The following is a 20,937-nucleotide window of genomic DNA, read 5'->3' on the forward strand; positions in this document are numbered from 1 at the left end:
CCGTACAACGTACTCAGCAAGAGAGGAGTCCTGATGCCCTCAGAACTCGCAGTGGAGGCCGAAGGTCTCACTAAGACATATAAGGAGAAGGTCGCTCTGGACGGGGTTGATCTCGCCGTCCCCGGCGGCACCGTCCACGGGCTGCTGGGGCCCAATGGGGCCGGCAAGACCACGGCGGTTCGGATCCTGGCCACGCTGACCATCCCCGACGGCGGCCGCGCCAGTGTGGCTGGCCACGATGTCGTCTCCCAATCCCGCCAGGTGAGGCGCAGCATCGGGCTGACCGGCCAGCAGACGGCGGTGGATGACCTGATGACGGCGCGACAGAACCTGACCATGTTCGGCAGGCTCTTCCGGCTGCCCAAAGCGCAGGCCCGGCGGCGGGCCGAGGAGCTGCTGGAGCTCTTCAGTCTTGAGGAGGCTGCCGACCGCTCGCCCAAGAGATTCTCCGGCGGCATGCGGCGCCGGCTGGACCTGGCTGCCTCCATGATCCTGGCGCCTCAGGTGCTGTTCCTGGATGAGCCCACCACAGGGCTGGACCCGGCCGGGCGCCGGGAGGTCTGGGAAGCGGTGGAGAACTTGGCCGCCCAGGGCACCACGGTCCTGCTGACCACCCACTACCTCGATGAGGCGGACAAGCTCTGCGACCGGATCAGTGTGATCGACCACGGCAAGAACTTCGTCGAGGACACTCCGGCCGGACTCAAGCGGCGGATCGGCGAGGAGCGCCTGGAGGTCGTGGCCGCCGACCCTGCTGAGCTGAACCGACTGGCCGAGCTGGTGAGGTCAGTGGTCGGCGTCGAGGTCTCCACTGATGATTCCCAAGCGCGGATCAGCGTGCCCGTGCCGGACGGAGTGGGCGCGCTGACCTCGGCGGCCGCTGAGATCCGTGCTCAGGGGCTGGCGATCGCAGACATCGGCCTGCGCCGCCCCACCTTGGACGAAGCCTTCCTGCACCTGACCGGCGGCAGCCAGGCAGTTGGGCCCCAGCCCAGCCAGCCGAACACTCCGAAGACACTGGAGGAGACACGATGACACAGACGACGATGCCGAGCTTCTCCGGAAGCCGCACTTCTGAGACAGCAGGTTCGGGTCTGATCTGGTCGCTGCGCGACTGCTGGACCATCGTGCTCCAGGAGTTCACGCACCTGCTGCGTCAGCCCTCCACCTTCGCCTGGCAGATCGGCTTCCCCGTGGTGATGGTCCTGATGTTCGTCTACGTCTTCGGCTCCGCCATGGATGTGACCGGTCAGGGTGCGGGCGAGGGCTACGTGGACTTCGCGATGCCAGGCATGTTCGCCATGACCATGGCCCTGGGTTTCATGGACACCGCCTATGCGGTCACCCACAACAAGGAGAAAGGCTTCATGGACCGGTTCCGGTCCATGCCGATGTCCGGATCCGCGCCGGTGACCGGCCGGGCCGTGGCCGATGTCATCCGAGCCGCGATCGACCTGGCGGTGATCGCCGGCGTCGCGCTGCTGATCGGCTGGCGCTCGGGCGGGAGCATCGGGGCCACGCTGTTGGCCTTCCTCCTGCTGCTCTGGCTGCGCCTGGCACTGATCTTCGTGGGTATCTTCCTGGGACTGAGCATCAAGAACACCGAGACTGCCGGGTCCCTGTTCGCCGTGGCGTTCCCGCTGGGCTTCATCTCGGCGGTGTTCACCCCGCCGGAGATGATGCCGGGCTGGCTGGGAGCCATCGCAGCATGGAACCCGGTCTCCTCCACGGCCACGGCGATCCGGGAGCTCTTCGCGACGCCGGGGATCGACTACCTGGAGCCGGCCTACTGGATCGACGGCCATGCACTGGCCGGGGCGATCATCTGGCCTGCGGTGATCATGGCGATCTTCCTGCCGCTGGCCGTGCGGCAGTTCAAGAGCCTGAGCCGATAGGTCTGGCGCCTGCGCTCACGCGTGAGGCAGTCTGCTGCCGTTCTGTCCTGAGCCGCGGGCAGTGCCCTGGGAGCGGGTCCTGTGCTGCATGTCGATGTCGGGATAGCGCTCCAGGGTCAGGCGGCCTGGTGCCCTGCCGGTCAGTCCAGGCAGAACTCGTTGCCTTCGGGATCGGTCATGATGATGTGCCCCCAGATCAGGGGCATCTCTGGCTCCTGGCGGTGGAGCCTCTGGGCGCCGAGTGCGATCAGCCGGTCGCATTCGGCCTCCAGCACCTCGAACCGTTCCTCGCCGAACAGCGGTTCTCGCGCCGCATCGACTGCGACCTGCAGATCCACGTGCAGACGGTTCTTGGTGACCTTCTCCTCAGGAACCTGTTGGAAGAACAGGCGGGGTCCGACGCCGGCGGGGTCTTCCAGCGCGGAGAAGGCGTTCCAGTCCTCTCGGGGCAGCCCGGCCTTCTCGAGGAACCCATCCCAGGCCTCCAGAGGGTCGCTGTTCTCCGGGACATCGACTCCGGGAGGGGCTGGGTGGCGATAGTTCAGGGCGTCGCGCCAGAAGCACGAGAGCCCGCGAGGATCGTGGGCGTCGAAGGTGATCTGGAGTGCAGGGGCGGTGGTTGAGCTGCTCATCGTCTCTCCTGGGATCGAGGGTGGTGTTCCCAGGATGACGATGATTGCGGACAGCTCTGGTCCGGGATCTGAGGAAGAATGACGGTATGGCCACGGAGAGAACAGTGGAGCGGGTGTTGCGGCTGCTGGCGCTGCTGCAGAAGAAGCCGTCCTGGACGGCGTCTGCTATCGCCGATGAGCTGGCCGTCACCGAGAGGTCTGTGCGCCGTGATGTCGAACGGCTCCGCGCGTTGGGCTACCCCGTCAATGCTGTCTCCGGTGCAGGTGGAGGCTACTGACTGGGCGCAGGTCAGCAGCTGCCGCCTCTGCTGTTGGATGATGAGGAAGCCACGGCTACGGCGATCTCGCTGCGTTTTGCGGCGGGCGGAACAGTCTCCGGCATCGAGGAATCTGCGCTAGGTGCTCTGACAAAGCTCGACCAGGTCATGCCCCCGCGACTGCGCGGCCGTGTCCAGGCCCTCGGAGAGTCCACTGACTCCCTGGGAGGCGCCGGAGAGGTCGACGTCGGGACCCTGACTGCTATGGCCCACGCCTGCCGCGACCGACTGCGGATCCGCTGCCGGTATCGCCGCCGCGATGGGCAGTCGCAGCAGCGGACTGTGGAGCCGGTGCGCATGGTGGCCGCCGGATGGCGGTGGTATCTGATGGCCTTCGACCTGGAGCGGCAGGACTGGCGGCGTTTCCGGCTGGATCGTATGGACCAGGTGGAAGTCACCACGTTCCGATTCGTGCCCCGGGATCATCCTGACCCGGTGCAGTACATCCAGGCATCCATCGCTGAAGCCCCTTATGAGCATCTCACCAGAGTCCGCCTACGGGCAGGTGTCGAGGAGCTGCGCCGGGAGATCCCGCCGCAGATGGGGAGAATCGAACCCGACGCCGAGCCCGGGTGGTCCCTGCTCGTCGCTGGCGCCGACGACCTCGACTGGATGGCGGCCCACCTGGCCCTGTTGGACGTGGAGGTTGAGGTGCTCGAGCCCCCCCAGCCCTGCGGGATGCCGCCGCCCGACTGGCTCAGCGCCTGCACCGCATCTCCCAGCCGCGCAGCTCTGAGTCCTGAAGGAGGCTGCGTCACGCCCGCGGGTGCTGCTCGCCGGGGGGGGGGGGGGGGGGGGGGGGAGCCGCGGGGCGCGCTCAGCCCTGCGCGGCGATCAGCTGCCACGCGTGACCATCCGGATCCGTGACCACGGCGGAGAAGCCCCAGGGCTGCTCGGTGGGTTCGAGCACGATCTCCGCTCCGGCCTCGAGCATGCGTTCCGTCGTCGCTCGGACTTCCTCGGCGGAGTCCAGGGTGAGGCTGAGCAGAATCTCGTGGGAGCCGGCAGGCGCAGAGTCTCGCCCGTCGAGGACCCAGCCGAATCCGCCGGTGGGGACGAACATCAGCGTGGTGCCGGTGTCGAGTCGGAACTGCAGCGGCTCCGGCACTCCGTCCTCCGCCGGTTCCCCGACGGAGGGAAGGATCAGGGCTGTTCGGTAGAACTCATAGGCGCGGACGCGGTCCTCGGTGGGCAGGGCGATGGTGATCTCGTTGGTCATGGCGTCAATCCTCGTACAGTCGATATGTCAGGTGGGTGGCATGTTGGGTGACGAGAGCGCCGCCCATGATCACAGTCTCGTCGTCGCCAGCCGTCTCTCGGGCGGCTTCGACTGCGGCCCGCACGCCCTCGGTGACGAAGCTGAATCCTTCCAAGCGGCTCGACGTGGGTGTCTGATGTGTGACGACGAATATCGGAGACCGCGAGGAGGGTGCGTGGTCATATGCGTAGCCGATGTCGTCGTTCCAGCCGTTCGGGCCGTCGACGAAGTCGAAGGTGTTGCGCACCATCACTGCAGCATCGGTCCGTGCGCCGGACTCTTCAAGGAGCTGGTGATCCCGTGGTGAGTCTTGGGCGAAGGCCCACTGATGGAGCGCATCGCCGCTGCGGCCGAGCCCACTCCTCGTGCTCGGCTCAGGCCCGGTGATGTATCCGTCCAGGGACATAGAGACATCAGCGACGACGGTGCTCATGACCCCTCTCGGGACACGTCGAGGATCATCTTCTGCACGCCGTTCGAAAATGCCTCATGCTCCATCAGCCGGAGTCGGGTGGCATCCTTCTCCGTCGTGGGGAAGAGCCGCTTGCCCGCGCCGAGCAGCAGTGGGAAGACCAGCAGGTGGTAGCGGTCCACCAGGTCGGCCTCGGCCAGCGAATGCCCTAGTGCAGCGCTTCCGTGGACCAGCAACGGACCGTCGTCGTCCTCCTTCAGCTGGGCGACTTCATCCAAGGATCGGAGGATGCTGATCTCGCCCCATCCTTCGATGAGGTTCTCCTGGCGGAGAGAGGAGGAGACCACGTACTTCGGCAGCTCGTTGTACCGGGCGAACTCTTCGGTCATCGAAGGCCAGACCGGGGCGAATGCTTCATAGCTGCGGCGCCCCAGCAGGAGGGCCCCGGCCTCGAGCTGTTCCTGGTCCTTGAGGTCGTAGACGGCGTCGTCGTGGGGGAGCTGATTGAAGGTCCATCCGGCGTTCCGGTGCTCCTCCTCTCCACCGGGAGCTTCCATGACCCCGTCCAGCGAGACGAACGCGGTGATGATCAGGCGCCTCATCCCAGCACCTCGGCTTCCAGGCGGGCGTAGCTGGCCTCCATGCCTTCGGCCATGCCGGTGCCCAGGATCATGTCGCGCATCTGCGCATCGGCATAGGTGATCACCACGGTCAGCAGCGTTCCGCCTTCCACCGGGGTGAGAGTCTGCTCGTTGAGAGTGGGCGGGCCGTCCACGCCCTCCATGGTCTCCGTGCTCACCTCGCGGTGCGGGGGCTGGATCTCCTTCAGCTCACCGGTGAGGGCGAAGGGCTCGCCTTCGACGCCGACGCCGGGCTCCCAGGCATAGCGGTAGGTCTCGCCTGTCTGCTGGGCGGCGGTCGCCTCGGTCATGACCCAGCCGTCAGGGCCGAGCAGCCAGCGCCGGAGCAGCTCCGGATCATGGTGGGCCTGCCACACCTGCTCCACGCTTCCGCGGATGATCCGGCTCGCCCGGACCTGAGTGTCGCTGAGGATCTGGATCTCCACCTCGCGGCCGGAGGCGAAGGAGCGCAGGTCGGCCAGCACCGCATCGGCCTGGCCCAGGGCGGCCTCGATGCCCTCGGCCTGGCCCATCTCCAGCAGAGTCTCCATGTCCTCCGGGCTGTGGAAGTGCTGGACCATGGTCAGCCGTGAGCCGGTGGCGGTCTCTTCGAAGCTGAAGGTCATCCGGCCTGCCGGCAGCTGGTCGTTCGGCCGGCCCTGTTCATCGGCGAATCCGTCGATCACCTCGAAGAAGCGCCCTTCTTCCACAGAGAGGAACTCCCAATAACCCCCGGCGTGCTCGCCGTTCGGGCCGGTCATGCGGTATTCGGACCGTCCGCCGGGAGAGAGGTCATGGCGGGTGAAGGTGGCCGGGTAGGTGGGCGGGCCCCAGAACTTCTCCAGCTGCCGCGGGTCGGCATAGGCGTCCCAGAGGCGCCGCACCGGCACCGCGAAGTCAGAGGTGACGGTCAGGGTCAGAGCTTCAGGGTTCTTCTGGATATGGGTGACAGGCACGGGGATTCCTCTCAGATCATCTTCAGTCCTCTGCCAACAGCGCATCGAGGCGATCGATCCGCTCTCGCCAGAGGCGTTCGTAGGTCGTCAGGAGAGCTTGGGCCTTCTGGAGATGCTCCGGGTTGCCCCGGATGCGCCGTTCGCGCCCGCTGCGATGCGTGCACACCAGCTGCGCCTCCTCCAGAACGGTGATGTGTTTGCGGACTGCCGCGAAGGACATCTCGTAGCGGTGGGCCAGTTCAGAGATCGAGGACTCCTCGGTCAGGGTCCGGCCGATGATGTCCCTGCGGGTGGCATCGGCCAGTGCCCGGAAGATCCGGTCGACCTGATCGTCGGTCAGGTCCAGCTGAGCGGCGTCATATGTAACCATGTGGTTTTATGATCAGCGATGAAGGAGCCCGAGTCAATACTCGGTGCGACAAGATTCGGTGCGACAAGATTCGGCGCGAAAAAATTCGGTGCGACGAAACTCGAGGCGATGGAGTTTCGGGCCGGGCCGACCGCCTCTGGGCAGGGGAGCGGCCAGGCCCCCACCAGGTATTAGAATCCACGTGATGGGTATGCGTGAGCTGCGGATTCACGGCGTCGGAGGCTCTACCGGGGCCGAACTGCTGGGATTGGACGACCGGGCCGAGACCATACTGATCCGTGGGGATCGCAGCACTCAGCTGATCGCCCGCCGGGAGGACCCCTCTGTCGAGGGATACCTCTGGGGTGGGCTGACCTCCGTCTCAGCGCTGCAGCCGCTCTGGGTCCTGCTGCTGCCCTTCACCCTGGTCAACGTGGCCGGCTGGACCCACGGGGCGCGGATCGCCCGCTGGCGATGGATGCTGATCCGCGGCCTCGTCCACCTGGCAGCTGGTCTGCTCACCAGCACCTATGTGCTCTGGACGGCCATCATCGCTGTGGACTACCTGGGCTATCAGGCGCTGCGCGATGCGGACCTGCCTGTCAGTCCGGCGATCGGAGTGCTGGCCGGCCTGGCGGTCACCCTTGCGCTGGTCGTGGTGCTGCTGCGGGTGGCAGAAGTCGGCCGGCGCCGCTTCGAGGCCAGAACCCCAGACGGGACAGTGGTCCCTGAGGAGGAGACCTCGGCCGATTGGCATCCGGAGGAAGACCTGAGCAGTCGGTCCTTCTTCTCCCACGGTCGGTCCATGACCTGGCTGCTCCGGTGGCATGCCGCAGTGCTGGGAGTCACCGGCGTCGTCGTGCTGGCGGTGGCCGGGCTGAGGTGGGGAGGCACCACGCTCGGACTCGGCGAGGTCTTCCTGGCCATAGGGCTGCTGCAGATGCTGGTGATCGTGCTGCTGGCCGGGCTGACCTGGCGCGGCGGCGGTCAGCCGGTGGGTACGCCGGCACCCCGTGCTCTGCCCGCGGCGGCCGTCACTCTGGCCGTGGCACTGACCAACGGTGTCTTCTCCGGGGTGACCCTGCTGGCGGCGCGGGCCGCCGGACTGGGGCAGGAGCGCTGGGGGCAGGAGCTGGCGCTCATCGAGTCCTTCGTCATCACTGTGGCGCTCTGGGCGATCCTGGTGATCGGGTGGCTGCTGTTCTGGCGTGCTCGCGGCCGGGCCGATGAGCTGCCCGAGCATGTCGAGGATCAGCTGCGCCGTCGCACTGCGGCCTGGCGTGGAACGGCCCTGGGGGCACACCGAGCGCCGGTTCTGTTGGTCTGGCTCGCCGGGACCTTCCTGCTCTCAGCCGGGATCGCGGCCGCATTGCGCTTCGAGCCCGACGGGGGTGTCCGATGGCTGACTCCGCCGGAGGACGGGTTCCTAGCCGATGTGGCGATGGTGCTGCTGCCGGGTTTGGCCCTGGCCGGCGTCGGGGTGGTGTGGCTGTCGATGCGCCGCCGGGTGCTGCGCCGCACCGTGGCGATCATCTGGGATGTGCTGACGTTCTGGCCGCGCCGGTTCCACCCACTGGCCGTGCGGCCCTACAGCTCGCGTGCTGTGTTGGAGTTCCAAGCGGGGATCCGGCACGGCATCCAGGAGGACGGCGGAGTGGTCGTCTCCGCCTACAGCCAGGGCTCGGCCATCGCCTATGCCGCCCTGGCGCCGCTGCCGCAGGAGGAGATCTCTCGCGTGTGCCTGCTGAGCATCGGCGCGCCCACCACGACGCTCTACGCGCAGGTCTTCCCTGCCTACTTCGGAGAGCTGTCGCTGCAGCGCACTCATGATCGGCTCGCCTCCGGCGCAGGGGGCTGGCGGAACCTGTACCGCCGCACAGACCCGATCGGGGGACCGGTGCTGGGCACTGCTGAAGGCCACGCCGAAGTGGACCAGGAGGTGCCCGACCCGGCCGAGGAGGCCGGCTCAGTGCCGGAGGGTGAGCTTGAGGTGCCCCTGGAGGCCCCGCGTGAGCCATGGGCGGATCTCGCCGGGCACGTGGACTACCACCGTGAGCAGGCCTACCGCGACGCCGTCGCCGAGTTCCGACGCCGGTTCAGCTGATGCGCAGGTGTCGGTATAGGCGCTGAGATGCCGTCATTGCGACACCTGCGCATCAAGAGGACGCCCGTGACAGAAGACGGTGACGGAAGAACTGTGGTCTGAACTGTCGATTCTCGGCAGTGCTCTGCGTCATGATGATGTCGGGCCGTCCGGTCTGACACCCATGCCCCGGCGAGGCCGAATCAGTGCGGCCCTGCCGCGCAGAGATGAGGAGTGACCATGAAATACGCATTGCTGCTGATGGGCCGTGTGGGCGATTCCAACTGTGGAGAGGACGGCGGGGCCGACCCCGACGAGTTCTTCGCCTTCGACCAGGAGATCACTGCTGCCGGTGTGGTGGTGTCCTCCTTCGCACTGGAGGATCCGGAGCATGCGGTGAAGGTGGAGACCGACGCAGCCGGAGAGCAGGTCGTCTCCAGCGGCCCCTTCGCCGAGGTGCAGGAATTCCTCGGAGGGACCTACATCATCGAAGTGTCTGACGTGGATGAAGCCATCGCCTGGGCGAAGAAGAGCCCCGGCTCCAAGCCCGGTGGCCACGTGGAGATCCGTCCGGTGGCCCCTACTGAGTGAGGACTGCCGGTGACCGAGTCCCCAGAGGCTTCCTCCGCGGAGCAGGTGCACAGCGCCCTGGACCAGCTGGGACCCGAGGGGCGGGCCCGTGTGCTCGCCGTGACGGCCCGGTACTTCTCCGACTTGGACCTGGCCGAAGAGGTGGTTCAGGAGGCGATGGTCCAGGCGCTGCGCACCTGGGGGAAGACCGGTGTTCCACGGGTGCCCGAAGCCTGGCTGACCACCGCGGAGGTGGCCCATGGCCTGTTGGTTCCGGTGGCGACGATGCAGCTGCGGCAGCGCCTGGCCGTGGTCCAGAGGGTGGTCTATGTGCTCTATGCCGAAGGATTCGCGCGCTCGGCAGGTCAGGATCATATCTGCGATGACATGACCGCGGAGGCGATCCGTCTGGCACGTGTGCTGCGGGATCTCTTGCCCGGGTCGGCTGAGGTCACCGGGCTGCTCGCCCTGCTCCTGCTCACCCAGGGGCGGCGCCCAGCCCGCACCGACGACGCCGGCCGTCCGGTGCCGCTGGCCGAGCAGGACCGCGGACGCTGGGACCGAGTGCTGATCGAGGAGGGTCTGGATCTGGCTCAGCGGGCAGCCAGCTCTGCCGGGGCGGCGTCGTACGCTGTCCAGGCCGCCATAGCCGCGGTCCATGCGGAGGCGGCGGATGTGGAGTCCACCGACTGGCCGCAGATCGCGGTGCTCTACCGGATGTTGGAATCCTATGACCCGAGCCCGGTGGTGCGCCTGGGCCGTGCGGTGGCTCTGGGGCGGGCACAGGGCCCGCGGGTAGGGCTGGAGCATGTGGAGGACCTGGCCGAGGAGGAGGCGCTGCAGCGGTACCGTCCCTTCCACATCGCTCACGCGATGACCCTGGAGGAGGTCGGTGATCACGAGGCCGCGGCCGCTGCCTACCGACGCGCCCTTCAGCTGCCCGGCAACGCGGCTGAGGACGCCTATCTCACTGACCTGCTCACCGACCTGCTTACCGGTTCGATTGGCGCGCAAGTGTCGGAATAGCGACGTTTCAGCGTCTGTTCCGACACCTGCGCGCCAAGAGAATGGGGGCCGGAGGAGGAAAGTCAGACTTTCGGCGGATCTCTGTGCGGTGAACCCCGCCTAGTCTGAAGGAGCCCCGCCCGATTCGGAAGGCCTGACATGTCAGACCAGACGCTCCCGCACTCACACGCGCGCCCCGCACCTGCGACGATCTGGCAGCGAGTGGAGAACACGGCGCTCGCCGTCGCCATCCTGGCGGCCATGATCGTCCTGGACCATCCCTGGTGGGTGCTGCTGGCGGCCTTCCTCGTCTTCGATCTCTCCGCATTGGGATACCTGGTCAGTCAGCGCCTGGGTGCCGGTCTCTACAACGTCGTGCACAACTACACGGGCCCTGCTGCGGTGCTCATGTTCTGGGCGGGCCTGCAGCTCGGCCACGTCCACGCCGATTGGCTGGTGGTGTTGGCCGCCTGCTGGGCTTTCCACGTCGCGGTGGACCGGGCTCTGGGCTACGGGCTGAAGCTGGGGCCCTTCCGGCACACCCACCTGGGGGTGATCGGCCGCGACGCCGCTGCTTAGGGGGAGCCGCGGCGATCGGGGTTAACGCAGCACGCGGTGGTGGCGGGCGTGGATCCCGCCACCGCTGTGGTCAGAAGGGGTCTCTTGCAGCAGCTCCAGGCGGACCGGACCCGCTGCTCCTGAGAGCAGGGGAGTGCCGCTGCCCAGCAGCACCGGCACGACGCCGATGATCACCTCATCCACCACACCGGCGTCCAGACATTGCCGCGCGAGGTCCGCTCCGAGGATGTTCACGACGCCGTCCGCACCGGCGGCCATCCGCGCTGAGGCGAGTGCCGCCTCGAGCGAGTGCTCCACGCTGAAGCCTGGAGGCGGATCCGGCAGCGCCCGGTGGGACAGCACCACCTGCGGTCCGTCCCACTGTCCTTCGAAAGCGCCCTCCTTCTCCGGGTCGCCGGCGTGCGGATCGCTGCCGTCGAAGGTTCGGCGTCCCATCAGCATGGCGGTGATCCGCGTCATGGCACCGGCGATCATCGGGTCCGGCTGCTCCTCCAGGCACGGCAACAGCCAGGACATGTCCCCCTCGGGCCCTGCGATGTACCCATCTGCTGAGGCCGTGGCTGAGTACAGGAACGTCACCATCAGGCTGTCCCTGCGTTCTCCGGGGCATAGGTGACCAGCACTGCGCCGGAGGGGAAGGTCGTCGTCGGGCCGGCCTGGAGGTGAACATGGGATTCCAGGCCCTGGAACAGACGCGTCCCACGGCCCAGCGCCACCGGACTGATCAGGATTCTCAGCTCATCCAACAACCCGCGTTCCAGCAGCTGTGCCGCCACGGCGGAGCTGCCGAAGACCGCGATGTCTCCGTCGTCGTCCGCCTTCTGCTCTGTGCGCAGCTGTTCCACCAGCGCCGAGAGGTCGCTTCCCTCTGCGGCGCGGGCTCCCTGCCACGAAGCCAGCGATGCCGGCCGGTTGGTCACCACGGTCTTTGGGGTCGTCTCCATGAAGGCCGCGATCTCCGGCTGAGTTCGGAAGGCCTCTGCAGAGGGCCAATACTCGGCGAAATGGTCATAGGTGTTCCGCCCCAGCAACATGCTGCCTATATGTGGAGTCTGACGCGCCCGACGTCGATGCCAGGTGAAGACTTCAGGCTCGCCGGTGCTCCACCCCAGTCCTCGGTGGGCGTCTTCGACGAAACCGTCCACCGAGCAGAAGAGGAAGGCGAAGACCTGTGGGGTTCGTGCAGCGCTCGCTGTCTTCATCAGGGTTCACCTCATGAGGCGGTGGATGGTGGTGGACCCGTAGCTCAGGTGCGGCATGCGCTGAGCGATGGCCTGCGCGGCGCCGTCGTCGTCTGCTGCCAACGCGTGGACGGCGAAGGTGACCTGTTTGTTGGAATCGTCGTCCGTCTGTCCCAACTGGAGGTGCGTCGGCTGGAGTGCCCACCCTTCGATGAGCTGGCCGGAGCGGCGCAGTTCGGTGTCGATCTCTGCCCAGATGGCCATCTCGGATTCCAGCTCCGGCGTCCCCTCTTGAGGGCCGGTGCCCGGTGTGTAGTGATGGATCAGAAGGTGCGTGGGGGTGCTCATGAGGTGCTCCGTTCCTGAGATATCCGCTTGCACTATGCAAGCAGTATCTTCATGGCACCACAACTGCATGTAGAATGCAAGCAGTTCTCGCGGAATTCTGACGAAGGGGAGATATGGCAGAGGCGCATCGCTCGGGCTGCCCGATCAACCTCTCTGTGGAGGTGCTCGGCGACAGCTGGTCCCTGGTGGTCATCCGGGACATCATGTTCGGAGGTCGCCGGCACTACCGGCAGCTGCTCAACGAGTCCGAGGAGGGCATCGCCTCCAACATCCTCAGCGACCGGCTCAAGCGGCTGACCTCCGACGGGCTCATCACCAAGGCCCAGGACCCGGCCCACCGGCAGCGTCAGCTCTACAGCCTCACCGAGCAGGCTGTCCAGCTCGTCCCAGTGCTCGTCCAGTTGGGGAATTGGGGCAGAAAGTTCCTGCCGGCCAGTCCGGAGCTCAGCGTTCGTGCCCAGCTTCTCGATGAGGGAGGCCCGCAGCTGTGGGAGGAATTCATGCAGGAGCTCCGAGTCATCCACCTCGGCGCCGATCCCGCCGCGGGCGCACCTTCGGTCATGGAGCGCTTGGAGAAGGCCTATCGAGAGGCCGTCGCCTCCTCCTGAAGTGCCTGCCTCATCGGCTTGGCTGAGGCGCAGGTGTTGCTGGCCGTGACGTTTTTCACGCGTCTTGGGGGGGGGGAGGCTCAGTCCTACTGTCAGCCTGTGCGTGCGTTGCTTGACGCCCCGACAATCTCGCGCATGGATCATCGGACCTGTGCCCTTGCGATTCCGTAGCGTCGAGGTGGAAGGAAGGTGAGTATGGAGCGGCTGAACCAGGCGATTGCATCGGTGGAGCATCAGGGCGAGGGTGAGGGCGAGGGCGAAGTCGATGTGCGTCGCGCGAGCCAGATCGCGCTGATGTCCGAGCACCATTTCCGGCGAATGTTCTCCACCCTGGCCGGCATGTCACTCTCGGAGTACGTGCGGCGGCGACGTATGACGCTCGCGGTGGCATCGGTCGTTTCGGGAGAAGAAGCGTTGCAGGACGTCGCTGTCCGGTTCGGATACGCCTCTGCTGATGCGTTCTCACGCGCGTTCAAGGCTGTCCATGGCGTCGGTCCCGAGGGCGCGCGTCGTTCAGGAGCCGTTCTCCGGTCGCAGCCGAAGCTCACCTTCACCATCACCATCGAAGGGAGTACGACCATGAACTACCGCATTGTCGAAAAGGACGCGTTCACGCTGGCGGGGCTGCGCACCCGCATCCCACTGATCTATGAGGGGGTGAACCCTGCCGCAGCAGAGTTCGTCGAGAAGATCACGGAGACGCGGTGGACGAAGATCGCTGATCTTTCCGACCAAGAGCCCGCGGGTGCGCTCAGCGTCCACGACGCGATCTCTCCGTCGCGCGAAGAAGGCACCGAGCTGGACTACTACGTCGCGGCTGCAACGAGCGGGCCCGTTCCGGACGATTTCGACCGGCTCGATGTGCCCGCGACGACATGGCTTGTCGTGGAGTCGAACGGCTCGTTCCCTGCTGCATTGCAGCAGCTCTGGCCGAAGGCATTCGGGGAGTGGTTCCCCGCGAACCCGTACCAGAGCGCCCCTGGCCCTGAGATGGTCGTCACAGATTTCGCCGACGACGAGCAGACGCACGGCCGGTACGAACTGTGGATTCCCGTCGAGAAGACGCCAGCCCCCTGAACGTCGGCCTCGATGCCTTGTCCCCCGGTGCGGCCCCCGCGCCGGGGGACAACTTTCTCCACAGGAACGATTTGCCCCACCCCAATGCTCCACTCACGACCGACAGCTGACACAGGCTGATAGAACGCTGCCGCACCCGCCCGATTGCGCATGTCGTTGCCGAGATGGCCATCTCGCGCGCGAGGGCATCGCGATCGACTGTCGCACGGTGTCCCCGTGCTGCTCCAGCTCGGCCTCAACCGACGCAGGTTCATCGACCCGAACGGCGGGGCAGACCGAGAACCGCAGCGGATCATCGCCGAACGTCCCGGCCATCCCTCATGCGCGCAGGTGTCGGAATAGGCGCTGAAACGCCGCTGTTCCGACACCCGCGCGCCAAGAGAACGGGAGAAGAGGGCGTGTTCAGGCGCGGATGAGGCGGTCCAGGGCCTCCTGCATGTGCTCCTCGATCTCCGCGACCACCGCCGCCTCATCTCCGGCCGCGATGGCCTCGGTGATGCGGTGGTGCTCATCCACCTGGTCCTCCGGATCGAAGTAGGTCTCCTCGAGGGCGGTCAGGCACATGCGGGTCTCCACCATCAGCGTCTCGTGCATCCGGCGCAGCCGCGGGCTCTCCGAGCACTCCACCAGCAGGTGGTGGAAGGCGAAGTCGGCGTCGGAGAGCCTGGGCAGATCGCCCGCCTCAGCGGCCCTGCGCATCTCCTCGTGGGCCCGGCGCAGACGCTGGAGGGTCTTCTTCGACCCCTCCTTGGCCACGATCCGCGCCGCGGCCGTCTCCAGGGCGGTGCGGGCTACGTAGAGGTCGCGGATCTCTGCCTCATCCAGCTCTTTGACGAAGAGACCTCGGTTCAGCTCGCTGCGCACCAGCCCCTCCTGCACCAGGCGCTGCATGGCCTCGCGCAGCGGGCCGCGGCTGACGCCGAACTCCTGGGCCAAAGAGGCCTCGGAGAGCTGGGTGCCGGCAGGCAGGTGGCCGTACATGATCCCCTCGCGCAGCTGCCGGGTGATCAGACTGGCGGTGGATTCGCGGTTGACTCGCTGGAAGGTGGGGTCGGCCATAGTCCTTCGGTCCTTCTGCTCTTCAACAAGATTGTTGACAATCATAACAAGCCCTCCCTAGGGTTGCGGCATGCCCGTGATCGCCGTGCTGATCCCTGACGACACCAACAACCCGGAGCGCATACCGCCCGGACTGGAGGCCTTCGACGGCCGTGCCGAGATCAGGTTCACCGACCCTGACGGGCTTCCCCAGGCGCTGGAGGGCGCCGATGCCCTCTTCCTCTGGGACTTCTTCTCCGAGGCGGTGGAGAACGCCTGGCCCCACGCCGATCAGCTGCAGTGGATCCACGTGGCCGCCGCCGGTGTGGACAAGCTCATGTTTGACGAGCTGGCCGGCTCCGAGGTCACCGTGACCAACGCCCAGGGCTTCTTCGACCGCCCCATCGCAGAGTTCGTGCTCGGCGCCGTCCTGGCTCAGGCCAAGGACTTCGCGCTGAGCCACCGCTATAAGGCCGAGCGCCGCTGGGTCCACCGTGAGACCCAGCGCATCCAGGGGCAGCGTGCCATGGTCATCGGGACCGGTGCCATCGGCCGCGAGACAGCCCGACTGCTGCGCGCGGTCGGGATGGAGGTCCGCGGCGTCGGGCGCACTGCCCGACAGGAGGACCCCGATTTCGGCGTCGTGGTCTCCAGCGAGGAGCTCGCCGAGCACGCCGGCTGGGCTGATCACCTGATCAACGCGGCCCCGCTGACCCCGCAGACCACCGGGTTGATCAGCGCCGAGGTGTTCTCGGCGATGAGGCCCGAGGCGCATCTGGTCAACATCGGCCGGGGCGAGTCCGTGGACGAGCCCGCGCTGATCCAGGCACTGCGCAGCGGCGGGATCGGCTTCGCCTCGCTGGACGTCTTCGACCGGGAGCCGCTGCCGGAGGACTCTCCGCTCTGGGCTCTGGACAATGTGCTGATCTCAGCCCATATGTCAGGAGATGTGGTCGGCTGGAGCGCGGCTCTGGCCGAGCAGTTCGTGGAGAACGCGGAGCGCTGGCTGGCCGGTGAGACGCTGAAGAACATCGTGGACAAGGACAAGGGCTACGTGCCGAGACACTGAGGTGGCCGTCGCTGCGGCGGCCCACACACCGGGGAGGGACTATGACGGATCTGGCAGATAAGACCGCTGTTGAGCTGCTGGAGGGGTACCGCGTCGGCGAGTTCACCCCCGTGGACGCCACGGAGGCCGTCCTGCAGCGCATCGGTGAGCGCGACGGCGACCTCAACGCCTTCGTTCGGGTGGACCGAGAGTCCGCCCTGGACTCCGCACGCGCCTCGGCCCAGCGCTGGGCCTCCGGGGAGGTCCTCGGCCCCGGCGACGGCGTGCCCGCCTCCATCAAAGACATCTTCCCGACGACGGGCTGGCCCACTCTGCGCGGCAGCCTGCTGATCGATGAGGCCGGTCCCTGGGACTTCGACGCTCCCTGTGTGGCCCGGCTGAAGGAGACCGGCGCGGTCCTGCTGGGCAAGACCTCGACCCCCGAATTCGCCTGGAAGGGGGTGACCGACTGCCAGCGCAGCGGTGAGACCTCCAATCCCTGGGATCCCACTGTCCACGCCGGGGGCTCCTCCGGCGGCTCGGCCTCCGCCGTGGGTGCGGGCATGGGCCCCTGGTCGGTGGGCACCGACGGCGGCGGCTCCGTGCGCATCCCCGCCTCCTTCACCGGCACAGTGGCCATCAAGCCCACTTATGGCACCGTCCCGATGTTCCCCTCCTCGCCCTTCGGAACCCTGGCCCACGCGGGTCCGATGACCCGCACGGTCAAGGACACCGCCCTGCTGATGGACATCATCACCGGCTTCGACTCCCGCGACTGGTCCGCCCTCCCGACGCCGCGCACCTCCTACCTGGACGGGCTTGAGGACGGCATCGAGGGTCTGCGCATCGCCTATTCGCCCACACTGGGCTTCGGCAGCAACGACCCTGAGGTGGACCGGCTGGTGGGCCAGGCCGTGCGCACCCTGGAGGAGCTGGGTGCCGTGGTCGAAGAGGTGGACCCGGGCATCGAGGACCCCATCGAGCCCTTCCACGTCCTGTGGTTCACCGGCGCCGCCAAAGTGTTGGAGGCCTACGGCCCGGACGCCCTGGACCGGGTTGACCCGGGGCTGCGGGCCGGCATCGAGCAGTATGTGGACTCCTCCGCGCTGGACTACCTGGACGCCACGGCCGTGCGCATGGCCATGGGCGTCACCATGGGGGCCTTCCACGAAAAGTACGATCTGCTGGTCACCCCGACCATGCCCATCACCGCCTTCGACTGCACGCGGCAGGCGCCGGAAGGGTGGAGCTCGGAGATGTGGACCTCCTGGACCCCCTACACCTACCCCTTCAACATGACGCAGCAGCCGGGAGCCTCGGTGCCCTGCGGCGTGGCCGCCGACGGCCTTCCCGTGGGGTTGCAGTTCGTAGCCGCCCGCACCCAGGATGCCCTGGTGCTGCGCGCCGCCCGCGCCTATGAGAAGGCCACCGGCGAGCAGTTCTCGCGCCCGGTGGATGTGCCGGCCACCGCCTCGGCGCTGGAGGGCTGAGCCTGCTCAGCTGAGCGGGGTCGCTCGGACTGCGGGCTGGAGCCCGCGGGGGAGTGGGGAGGCCGGCGTCGGCGGCTTTGCGCGGATACCTGCCGCTGAGCTAGCATAGACAGTCGGCCGAGCTGTGCTGTGCCCGAAGACGCCCCGGATTCTGTCCTGGGGCAGGGGTGCGGCGCCCGGAAAACAGTGAAGCCGCGTGAAGCATCACCGTCAAAAAGGCACTTCGGTTGGATCTCACCCAGCCTGGTCGTCCTCGTACGTCACGGTGTGAAGGATGCATTCATCTACGTACTGAAACAAGAGGAGTGATCATGGCAGCACGTTGCCAGGTGACCGGAGTGGGGCCGCAGTTCGGCAACCAGATTTCCCACTCGCACCGCCGCACGAAGCGTCGGTTCGACCCGAACATCCAGAAGAAGACCTACTGGGTTCCTTCGCTGGGTCGTAAGGTGACGCTGAACCTGTCCGCCAAGGGCATCAAGACCATCGACGTGCGCGGCATCGACGTCGTCGTCGCCGAGCTGATCAAGAAGGGTGAGAAGCTCTAATGGCAAAGGATAAGGACGTACGTCCCATCATCAAGCTGAAGTCGACGGCCGGCACGGGCTTCACCTACGTGACCCGCAAGAACCGCCGCAACAACCCTGACCGCATCGTGCTGAAGAAGTACGACCCGGTCGTCCGCAAGCACGTCGACTTCCGAGAGGAGCGCTGATCATGGCCAAGAAGTCCAAGATCGCAAAGAACGAGCAGCGCAAGGTCATCGTTGAGCGCTACGCCGAGAAGCGTGCTCAGCTGAAGAAGACCCTGGTCGACGAGAACGCCACCGACGAGGAGCGCGAGGCAGCACGCGTGGGCCTGCAGAAGCTTCCCCGCGACGCTTCTCCGGTCCGCGTCCGCGACCGCGACAGCATCGACGGTCGCCCCCGCGGCACCTTCCAGAAGTTCGGCATCAGCCGTATCCGCTTCCGCGACATGGCGCACAAGGGCGAGCTGCCCGGCATCACCAAGTCTTCCTGGTGATCGTCCGGCTCTAGCCTGAAGCCACAGAAAGGGCGGCATCCCCGTGACGGGGATGCCGCCCTTTTCGTGTCCGCGCCCTGCATGTCAGCAGGGGAGACGGGCCGGTCAGAGTTCGGTCCGGATGAGCTCCAGCTGCTCCTCGAAGGCCTCCTCGTACTCCTTCGGCTCATAGCCGAAGCTGAACAGCCACACAGTGGTGGGTCCCAGGTCCCAGGTGGCGAAGACCAGCTCGTTGTCGCCCCCGTACATATCCGGGTGGGTGACGAACTGCAGGCCGCTGGCCTCCCCGAACCTGAACTCCTCGGGCTCTCCGAAGTGCGCTCCCGGCAGGTGGGTGTCGGTCTCGCAGGTGGCGAGGACCTCCTCCCAGAGCACGGTGATCTCACCGGAGTCGAATCCCTCGTGGGAGTCCACGCCCACCAGCATCAGCTGCTCCTGGAAGGACTCATGGGCCGGGGGCTGTGGGTCCGAGGCCACGCCGGAGAAGCCGCCGGCGTCCGGTCGGTCCTGATCGTCCACGAAGTCCACCATGTCCAGGTAGGCGTCCTGGCAGGGGACCTCCTCCGGATCTGGCTGCCAGTCCGGGTTGTCCTCCACGGCCTCGCGTGAGAAGCCGCTGGCCACAGCGCCCAGCATGTGCAGCTCCTCACGGATGGAGCCGCCGGTGCTGCGGATCTCCGTCGGGGAGCTGAATGACAGATCCGAGGGGTCGATCAGCAGGTCCTCCACCTCAGTCTGCTCCAGCGGACCCAGCTCGACGTCGGCCTCCTCTTCGGCATGCTGCGCGGCCGCCTCGCCGGCCGCCTCGCCGGCCGCCGCGTCGGCGTCGGTGTCTTCGGCCTGCTCGGTGGCCTCGGCCTCCTGCTGGGCGGCGGGGTCGGCCTCGACCTCGGCTGCGCAGGCGGTCAGGCCGAGCGTGCCGATGCCCAGCAGTCCGGCGATGCGCAGGGTGGTCAGCGAGGTGAGGCTGGAAGCGGCAGTCATGGGATTCTCCTCCACAGTGTGGTGATGACTTCTGCTCAAGAGTTAACCATAGCAAAGTTGCAAAAGCAATGCGTTGAGGGTGGGTGGGCGGCGTCGGGGGCTTATACCGCACAGGTGTCCCGGGGCACAGAACTCGTCGGCTGACAGCCGAAATGCTGTGAAATCCCTGGAATTGCCCGGGATCGTGCGGGTTTCGACTGAACCCCGTGGTAAGTTGCCGTTCTGAAAGCCCCGAGTTGGGGACTGAGTGGCCGGCCGCTCACGGCCGGTATTCGATTTGAGTCCAGGAGGACAACACATGGCACTGAACCGCAGCGAGCTCGTCGCAGCAGTCGCAGAGAAGTCCGGCAACTCCCAGGCCGCCGTCAACGGCGTGCTGGACGCCGTCTTCGAGGTCTTCACCGAGCAGGTCTCCCAGGGCGAGAAGGTCACCATCCCCGGCTGGCTGGCCGTGGAGCGCACCGAGCGTGCCGCTCGCACCGGCCGCAACCCGCAGACCGGCGAGACCATCCAGATTCCGGCCGGCTACTCCGTGAAGCTTTCCGCAGGCTCCAAGCTGAAGGCTGCCGCCTCCAAGTGATGCCTCTTCCGGGGCTGATCGCAGCTCCGGACATCGACGACGACCCCTTTCTCCTCCTTGAAGGAGACAAGGGGTCGTCGTCGTCTGGTGGTGGGGCGGTCACTGCGCTCGCCATTTTTCTACAGTTTGTAGAACAGGAGTAGAATTCTCACGTGGCAGGAGGTGATCCCATGGAGTCGACGTCCAGCGCGAAGCGCCATCAGACTGCGCAGCACCGTCACGTGGCGCAGCGCCGTCACGTCCGTGGGGCCGCGCGTCTTCTGCGCGGCCTCCTCTCCGGCGGACTCGCCGTCGGATTCGCCGCAGCCGCCCATACGGCCGCCGGCCACCACGCCCCGCATGCCCTGGTCATCGTGCTGGCCCTGGCCGTGAGCATCCCGCTGTGCACCGCTCTCTCCGGAGTGCGGCTGAGCCGCGTCCGGCTCGCCGCCGCCGTCCTCTCCAGCCAGGCCGTTCTCCACGGGCTCTTCGAACTCTTCCCCGCCCAGCAGGCCGGCGGTGCCACCGGCGCCGCAGCTGCCCACGCCGGTCACAGCCACCACGTGGAACACGTCGCCGTGGACCTGCCGGCCGGCACTGCGGATCACCTCCACGGGCTCTCAGCAGGTCCCGATGCCGGCATGGCGGCGGCCCACCTCGGTGCGGCCGTGCTGACCTACGTCCTGCTGCGCCGCGGCGAGACCCTGCTGGCCGCATGCGGCGCGCTGCTGAGTCTGCGCCCGGCGCTGCTGCTGGCGGCCGCGGTCCCGCTCACCGATGACCGCCGCGCCCGCAGCCTGCCGGCCCGGCCGCTGCTCCACGGCGCCGATGTCTGGAACGGGGCCGGCCCCCGCGCAGTCCGCGGCCCTCCCGCCGTCGATCTGGCCTGCTGACCCGCAGCCTGC

28 protein-coding genes are annotated in these 20,937 nt (G+C 67.1%); 17 read left to right on the forward strand and 11 right to left on the reverse strand.

Annotated features, from left to right (window positions below; translation table 11 throughout):
• The first annotated feature begins 33 nt into the window (after positions 1–33).
• Positions 34–1,035: an ATP-binding cassette domain-containing protein gene (locus tag IEW85_RS12390; RefSeq protein ID WP_229659012.1), complete on the forward strand. Its 1,002-nt coding sequence runs from the start codon at positions 34–36 to the stop codon at positions 1,033–1,035.
• Positions 1,032–1,895 (forward strand): ABC transporter permease, encoded by an 864-nt coding sequence (locus tag IEW85_RS12395; RefSeq protein WP_229659013.1) that lies wholly within the window; start codon positions 1,032–1,034, stop codon positions 1,893–1,895. Before IEW85_RS12390 ends, IEW85_RS12395 begins: the two co-directional genes overlap by 4 nt.
• Before the next feature lie 140 nt (positions 1,896–2,035).
• Here IEW85_RS12395 and IEW85_RS12400 read toward each other — a convergent pair whose 3' ends face one another.
• A complete protein-coding gene (locus IEW85_RS12400; RefSeq protein ID WP_188686219.1) occupies positions 2,036–2,527 on the reverse strand; it encodes a VOC family protein in 492 nt (163 codons plus the stop codon).
• Between the two features lie 86 nt (positions 2,528–2,613).
• Here IEW85_RS12400 and IEW85_RS14480 point away from each other — a divergent pair, with 86 nt between their 5' ends.
• Both IEW85_RS14480 and IEW85_RS14485 read left to right on the forward strand, forming a co-directional pair.
• On the forward strand, positions 2,614–2,805 hold the full coding sequence (locus IEW85_RS14480) for a helix-turn-helix transcriptional regulator (RefSeq protein WP_229659014.1): 192 nt from the start codon (positions 2,614–2,616) through the stop codon (positions 2,803–2,805).
• A gap of 243 nt (positions 2,806–3,048) precedes the next feature.
• The gene (locus IEW85_RS14485; RefSeq protein WP_229659015.1) at positions 3,049–3,711 is read left to right on the forward strand and encodes a helix-turn-helix transcriptional regulator; all 663 of its coding nucleotides are present in this window, start codon (positions 3,049–3,051) and stop codon (positions 3,709–3,711) included.
• On the opposite strand, the gene IEW85_RS12410 is transcribed toward IEW85_RS14485, so the two are convergent.
• The 5 genes from IEW85_RS12410 to IEW85_RS12430 are packed head-to-tail and all read right to left on the reverse strand — an operon-like array spanning position 3,662 to position 6,460.
• Positions 3,662–4,063 carry a VOC family protein gene (locus tag IEW85_RS12410; protein WP_188686222.1) on the reverse strand — a complete coding sequence of 134 codons (402 nt, stop codon included), beginning with the start codon at positions 4,061–4,063 and terminating at the stop codon, positions 3,662–3,664. The two genes, IEW85_RS14485 and IEW85_RS12410, sit on opposite strands and share 50 nt — an antisense overlap.
• A 4-nt stretch (positions 4,064–4,067) precedes the next feature.
• Positions 4,068–4,535, reverse strand: a complete 468-nt coding sequence (locus IEW85_RS12415) for a dihydrofolate reductase family protein (RefSeq protein ID WP_188686224.1) — start codon at positions 4,533–4,535, stop codon at positions 4,068–4,070.
• Complete coding sequence (locus tag IEW85_RS12420; RefSeq protein WP_188686226.1) at positions 4,532–5,116, reverse strand: dihydrofolate reductase family protein; 585 nt, start codon at positions 5,114–5,116, stop codon at positions 4,532–4,534. The genes IEW85_RS12415 and IEW85_RS12420 overlap by 4 nt, the downstream gene beginning before the upstream one ends.
• Positions 5,113–6,090, reverse strand: a complete 978-nt coding sequence (locus IEW85_RS12425; protein ID WP_188686228.1) for an SRPBCC family protein — start codon at positions 6,088–6,090, stop codon at positions 5,113–5,115. The genes IEW85_RS12420 and IEW85_RS12425 overlap by 4 nt, the downstream gene beginning before the upstream one ends.
• Positions 6,091–6,112: 22 nt before the next feature.
• The gene (locus IEW85_RS12430; RefSeq protein WP_188686230.1) at positions 6,113–6,460 is read right to left on the reverse strand and encodes an ArsR/SmtB family transcription factor; all 348 of its coding nucleotides are present in this window, start codon (positions 6,458–6,460) and stop codon (positions 6,113–6,115) included.
• Between the two features lie 184 nt (positions 6,461–6,644).
• Here IEW85_RS12430 and IEW85_RS12435 point away from each other — a divergent pair, with 184 nt between their 5' ends.
• The 4 genes from IEW85_RS12435 (at position 6,645) to IEW85_RS12450 (ending at position 10,676) form a co-directional block, all read left to right on the forward strand.
• Positions 6,645–8,543, forward strand: coding sequence for a hypothetical protein (locus tag IEW85_RS12435; protein WP_188686232.1), 1,899 nt, complete (start codon positions 6,645–6,647; stop codon positions 8,541–8,543).
• 219 nt (positions 8,544–8,762) lie between these two features.
• Positions 8,763–9,113, forward strand: a complete 351-nt coding sequence (locus IEW85_RS12440) for a YciI family protein (RefSeq protein ID WP_188686234.1) — start codon at positions 8,763–8,765, stop codon at positions 9,111–9,113.
• A 9-nt stretch (positions 9,114–9,122) separates the two neighbouring features.
• Positions 9,123–10,118 (forward strand): DUF6596 domain-containing protein, encoded by a 996-nt coding sequence (locus tag IEW85_RS12445; RefSeq protein WP_188686236.1) that lies wholly within the window; start codon positions 9,123–9,125, stop codon positions 10,116–10,118.
• 138 nt (positions 10,119–10,256) lie between these two features.
• The gene (locus IEW85_RS12450) at positions 10,257–10,676 is read left to right on the forward strand and encodes a DUF4260 family protein (RefSeq protein ID WP_188686238.1); all 420 of its coding nucleotides are present in this window, start codon (positions 10,257–10,259) and stop codon (positions 10,674–10,676) included.
• Between the two features lie 21 nt (positions 10,677–10,697).
• Here IEW85_RS12450 and IEW85_RS12455 read toward each other — a convergent pair whose 3' ends face one another.
• From IEW85_RS12455 to IEW85_RS12465, 3 genes are read right to left on the reverse strand one after another with little or no spacing between them, the layout of a single operon-like run.
• Positions 10,698–11,258, reverse strand: a complete 561-nt coding sequence (locus IEW85_RS12455) for a dihydrofolate reductase family protein (RefSeq protein ID WP_188686240.1) — start codon at positions 11,256–11,258, stop codon at positions 10,698–10,700.
• On the reverse strand, positions 11,258–11,878 hold the full coding sequence (locus tag IEW85_RS12460) for a dihydrofolate reductase family protein (protein WP_188686243.1): 621 nt from the start codon (positions 11,876–11,878) through the stop codon (positions 11,258–11,260). Before IEW85_RS12460 ends, IEW85_RS12455 begins: the two co-directional genes overlap by 1 nt.
• A 6-nt stretch (positions 11,879–11,884) precedes the next feature.
• Complete coding sequence (locus IEW85_RS12465) at positions 11,885–12,205, reverse strand: hypothetical protein (protein ID WP_188686246.1); 321 nt, start codon at positions 12,203–12,205, stop codon at positions 11,885–11,887.
• A 113-nt stretch (positions 12,206–12,318) separates the two neighbouring features.
• Between IEW85_RS12465 and IEW85_RS12470 the strand changes: the two genes are divergently transcribed.
• Both IEW85_RS12470 and IEW85_RS12475 read left to right on the forward strand, forming a co-directional pair.
• Positions 12,319–12,813: a winged helix-turn-helix transcriptional regulator gene (locus IEW85_RS12470; protein ID WP_188686249.1), complete on the forward strand. Its 495-nt coding sequence runs from the start codon at positions 12,319–12,321 to the stop codon at positions 12,811–12,813.
• 195 nt (positions 12,814–13,008) lie between these two features.
• Positions 13,009–13,890 carry an AraC family transcriptional regulator gene (locus IEW85_RS12475; RefSeq protein ID WP_188686250.1) on the forward strand — a complete coding sequence of 294 codons (882 nt, stop codon included), beginning with the start codon at positions 13,009–13,011 and terminating at the stop codon, positions 13,888–13,890.
• 402 nt (positions 13,891–14,292) lie between these two features.
• Here IEW85_RS12475 and IEW85_RS12480 read toward each other — a convergent pair whose 3' ends face one another.
• Positions 14,293–14,949: a GntR family transcriptional regulator gene (locus tag IEW85_RS12480; protein WP_188686252.1), complete on the reverse strand. Its 657-nt coding sequence runs from the start codon at positions 14,947–14,949 to the stop codon at positions 14,293–14,295.
• A gap of 70 nt (positions 14,950–15,019) precedes the next feature.
• On the opposite strand from IEW85_RS12480, the gene IEW85_RS12485 reads away from it, so the two are divergent.
• The 5 genes from IEW85_RS12485 to rpsN all read left to right on the forward strand — a co-directional run bounded on the left by IEW85_RS12485 (position 15,020) and on the right by rpsN (position 18,489).
• Positions 15,020–15,997 (forward strand): D-2-hydroxyacid dehydrogenase, encoded by a 978-nt coding sequence (locus IEW85_RS12485; protein ID WP_188686254.1) that lies wholly within the window; start codon positions 15,020–15,022, stop codon positions 15,995–15,997.
• A 41-nt stretch (positions 15,998–16,038) separates the two neighbouring features.
• Positions 16,039–17,466 (forward strand): amidase, encoded by a 1,428-nt coding sequence (locus IEW85_RS12490; RefSeq protein WP_188686256.1) that lies wholly within the window; start codon positions 16,039–16,041, stop codon positions 17,464–17,466.
• A gap of 311 nt (positions 17,467–17,777) precedes the next feature.
• Entirely contained in the window at positions 17,778–18,014 is a 237-nt protein-coding gene (rpmB, locus tag IEW85_RS12495; RefSeq protein ID WP_188686258.1) for a 50S ribosomal protein L28, read from the forward strand.
• A complete protein-coding gene (gene rpmG, locus IEW85_RS12500; RefSeq protein ID WP_022872124.1) occupies positions 18,014–18,181 on the forward strand; it encodes a 50S ribosomal protein L33 in 168 nt (55 codons plus the stop codon). Before rpmB ends, rpmG begins: the two co-directional genes overlap by 1 nt.
• Before the next feature lie 2 nt (positions 18,182–18,183).
• Positions 18,184–18,489 (forward strand): 30S ribosomal protein S14, encoded by a 306-nt coding sequence (gene rpsN, locus IEW85_RS12505; protein ID WP_188686259.1) that lies wholly within the window; start codon positions 18,184–18,186, stop codon positions 18,487–18,489.
• Positions 18,490–18,594: 105 nt separating this feature from the next.
• Here rpsN and IEW85_RS12510 read toward each other — a convergent pair whose 3' ends face one another.
• Positions 18,595–19,473 (reverse strand): hypothetical protein, encoded by an 879-nt coding sequence (locus IEW85_RS12510; RefSeq protein ID WP_188686261.1) that lies wholly within the window; start codon positions 19,471–19,473, stop codon positions 18,595–18,597.
• A 298-nt stretch (positions 19,474–19,771) separates the two neighbouring features.
• Between IEW85_RS12510 and IEW85_RS12515 the strand changes: the two genes are divergently transcribed.
• Together IEW85_RS12515 and IEW85_RS12520 are read left to right on the forward strand one after the other, a co-directional pair.
• The gene (locus tag IEW85_RS12515) at positions 19,772–20,053 is read left to right on the forward strand and encodes an HU family DNA-binding protein (protein ID WP_188686265.1); all 282 of its coding nucleotides are present in this window, start codon (positions 19,772–19,774) and stop codon (positions 20,051–20,053) included.
• Positions 20,054–20,223: 170 nt separating this feature from the next.
• Entirely contained in the window at positions 20,224–20,925 is a 702-nt protein-coding gene (locus tag IEW85_RS12520) for a hypothetical protein (RefSeq protein ID WP_229659016.1), read from the forward strand.
• Positions 20,926–20,937 lie beyond the last annotated feature (12 nt).

Origin of the sequence: Nesterenkonia cremea, from assembly GCF_014642675.1 — a bacterium.
GTDB classification, from domain to species: Bacteria; Actinomycetota; Actinomycetes; order Actinomycetales; family Micrococcaceae; genus Nesterenkonia; species Nesterenkonia cremea.

Coding starts and splice junctions, on each gene's coding strand:
- IEW85_RS12390 (WP_229659012.1), top strand. CDS start 34: ATGCCCTCAGAACTCGCAGTGGAGGCCGAAGGTCTCACTAAGACATAT.
- IEW85_RS12395 (WP_229659013.1), top strand. CDS start 1,032: ATGACACAGACGACGATGCCGAGCTTCTCCGGAAGCCGCACTTCTGAG.
- IEW85_RS12400 (WP_188686219.1), bottom strand. CDS start 2,527: ATGAGCAGCTCAACCACCGCCCCTGCACTCCAGATCACCTTCGACGCC.
- IEW85_RS14480 (WP_229659014.1), top strand. CDS start 2,614: ATGGCCACGGAGAGAACAGTGGAGCGGGTGTTGCGGCTGCTGGCGCTG.
- IEW85_RS14485 (WP_229659015.1), top strand. CDS start 3,049: ATGGCCCACGCCTGCCGCGACCGACTGCGGATCCGCTGCCGGTATCGC.
- IEW85_RS12410 (WP_188686222.1), bottom strand. CDS start 4,063: ATGACCAACGAGATCACCATCGCCCTGCCCACCGAGGACCGCGTCCGC.
- IEW85_RS12415 (WP_188686224.1), bottom strand. CDS start 4,535: ATGAGCACCGTCGTCGCTGATGTCTCTATGTCCCTGGACGGATACATC.
- IEW85_RS12420 (WP_188686226.1), bottom strand. CDS start 5,116: ATGAGGCGCCTGATCATCACCGCGTTCGTCTCGCTGGACGGGGTCATG.
- IEW85_RS12430 (WP_188686230.1), bottom strand. CDS start 6,460: ATGGTTACATATGACGCCGCTCAGCTGGACCTGACCGACGATCAGGTC.
- IEW85_RS12435 (WP_188686232.1), top strand. CDS start 6,645: ATGGGTATGCGTGAGCTGCGGATTCACGGCGTCGGAGGCTCTACCGGG.
- IEW85_RS12440 (WP_188686234.1), top strand. CDS start 8,763: ATGAAATACGCATTGCTGCTGATGGGCCGTGTGGGCGATTCCAACTGT.
- IEW85_RS12450 (WP_188686238.1), top strand. CDS start 10,257: ATGTCAGACCAGACGCTCCCGCACTCACACGCGCGCCCCGCACCTGCG.
- IEW85_RS12455 (WP_188686240.1), bottom strand. CDS start 11,258: ATGGTGACGTTCCTGTACTCAGCCACGGCCTCAGCAGATGGGTACATC.
- IEW85_RS12460 (WP_188686243.1), bottom strand. CDS start 11,878: ATGAAGACAGCGAGCGCTGCACGAACCCCACAGGTCTTCGCCTTCCTC.
- IEW85_RS12465 (WP_188686246.1), bottom strand. CDS start 12,205: ATGAGCACCCCCACGCACCTTCTGATCCATCACTACACACCGGGCACC.
- IEW85_RS12470 (WP_188686249.1), top strand. CDS start 12,319: ATGGCAGAGGCGCATCGCTCGGGCTGCCCGATCAACCTCTCTGTGGAG.
- IEW85_RS12475 (WP_188686250.1), top strand. CDS start 13,009: ATGGAGCGGCTGAACCAGGCGATTGCATCGGTGGAGCATCAGGGCGAG.
- IEW85_RS12480 (WP_188686252.1), bottom strand. CDS start 14,949: ATGGCCGACCCCACCTTCCAGCGAGTCAACCGCGAATCCACCGCCAGT.
- IEW85_RS12485 (WP_188686254.1), top strand. CDS start 15,020: ATGCCCGTGATCGCCGTGCTGATCCCTGACGACACCAACAACCCGGAG.
- IEW85_RS12490 (WP_188686256.1), top strand. CDS start 16,039: ATGACGGATCTGGCAGATAAGACCGCTGTTGAGCTGCTGGAGGGGTAC.
- rpmB (WP_188686258.1), top strand. CDS start 17,778: ATGGCAGCACGTTGCCAGGTGACCGGAGTGGGGCCGCAGTTCGGCAAC.
- rpmG (WP_022872124.1), top strand. CDS start 18,014: ATGGCAAAGGATAAGGACGTACGTCCCATCATCAAGCTGAAGTCGACG.
- rpsN (WP_188686259.1), top strand. CDS start 18,184: ATGGCCAAGAAGTCCAAGATCGCAAAGAACGAGCAGCGCAAGGTCATC.
- IEW85_RS12510 (WP_188686261.1), bottom strand. CDS start 19,473: ATGACTGCCGCTTCCAGCCTCACCTCGCTGACCACCCTGCGCATCGCC.
- IEW85_RS12515 (WP_188686265.1), top strand. CDS start 19,772: ATGGCACTGAACCGCAGCGAGCTCGTCGCAGCAGTCGCAGAGAAGTCC.
- IEW85_RS12520 (WP_229659016.1), top strand. CDS start 20,224: ATGGAGTCGACGTCCAGCGCGAAGCGCCATCAGACTGCGCAGCACCGT.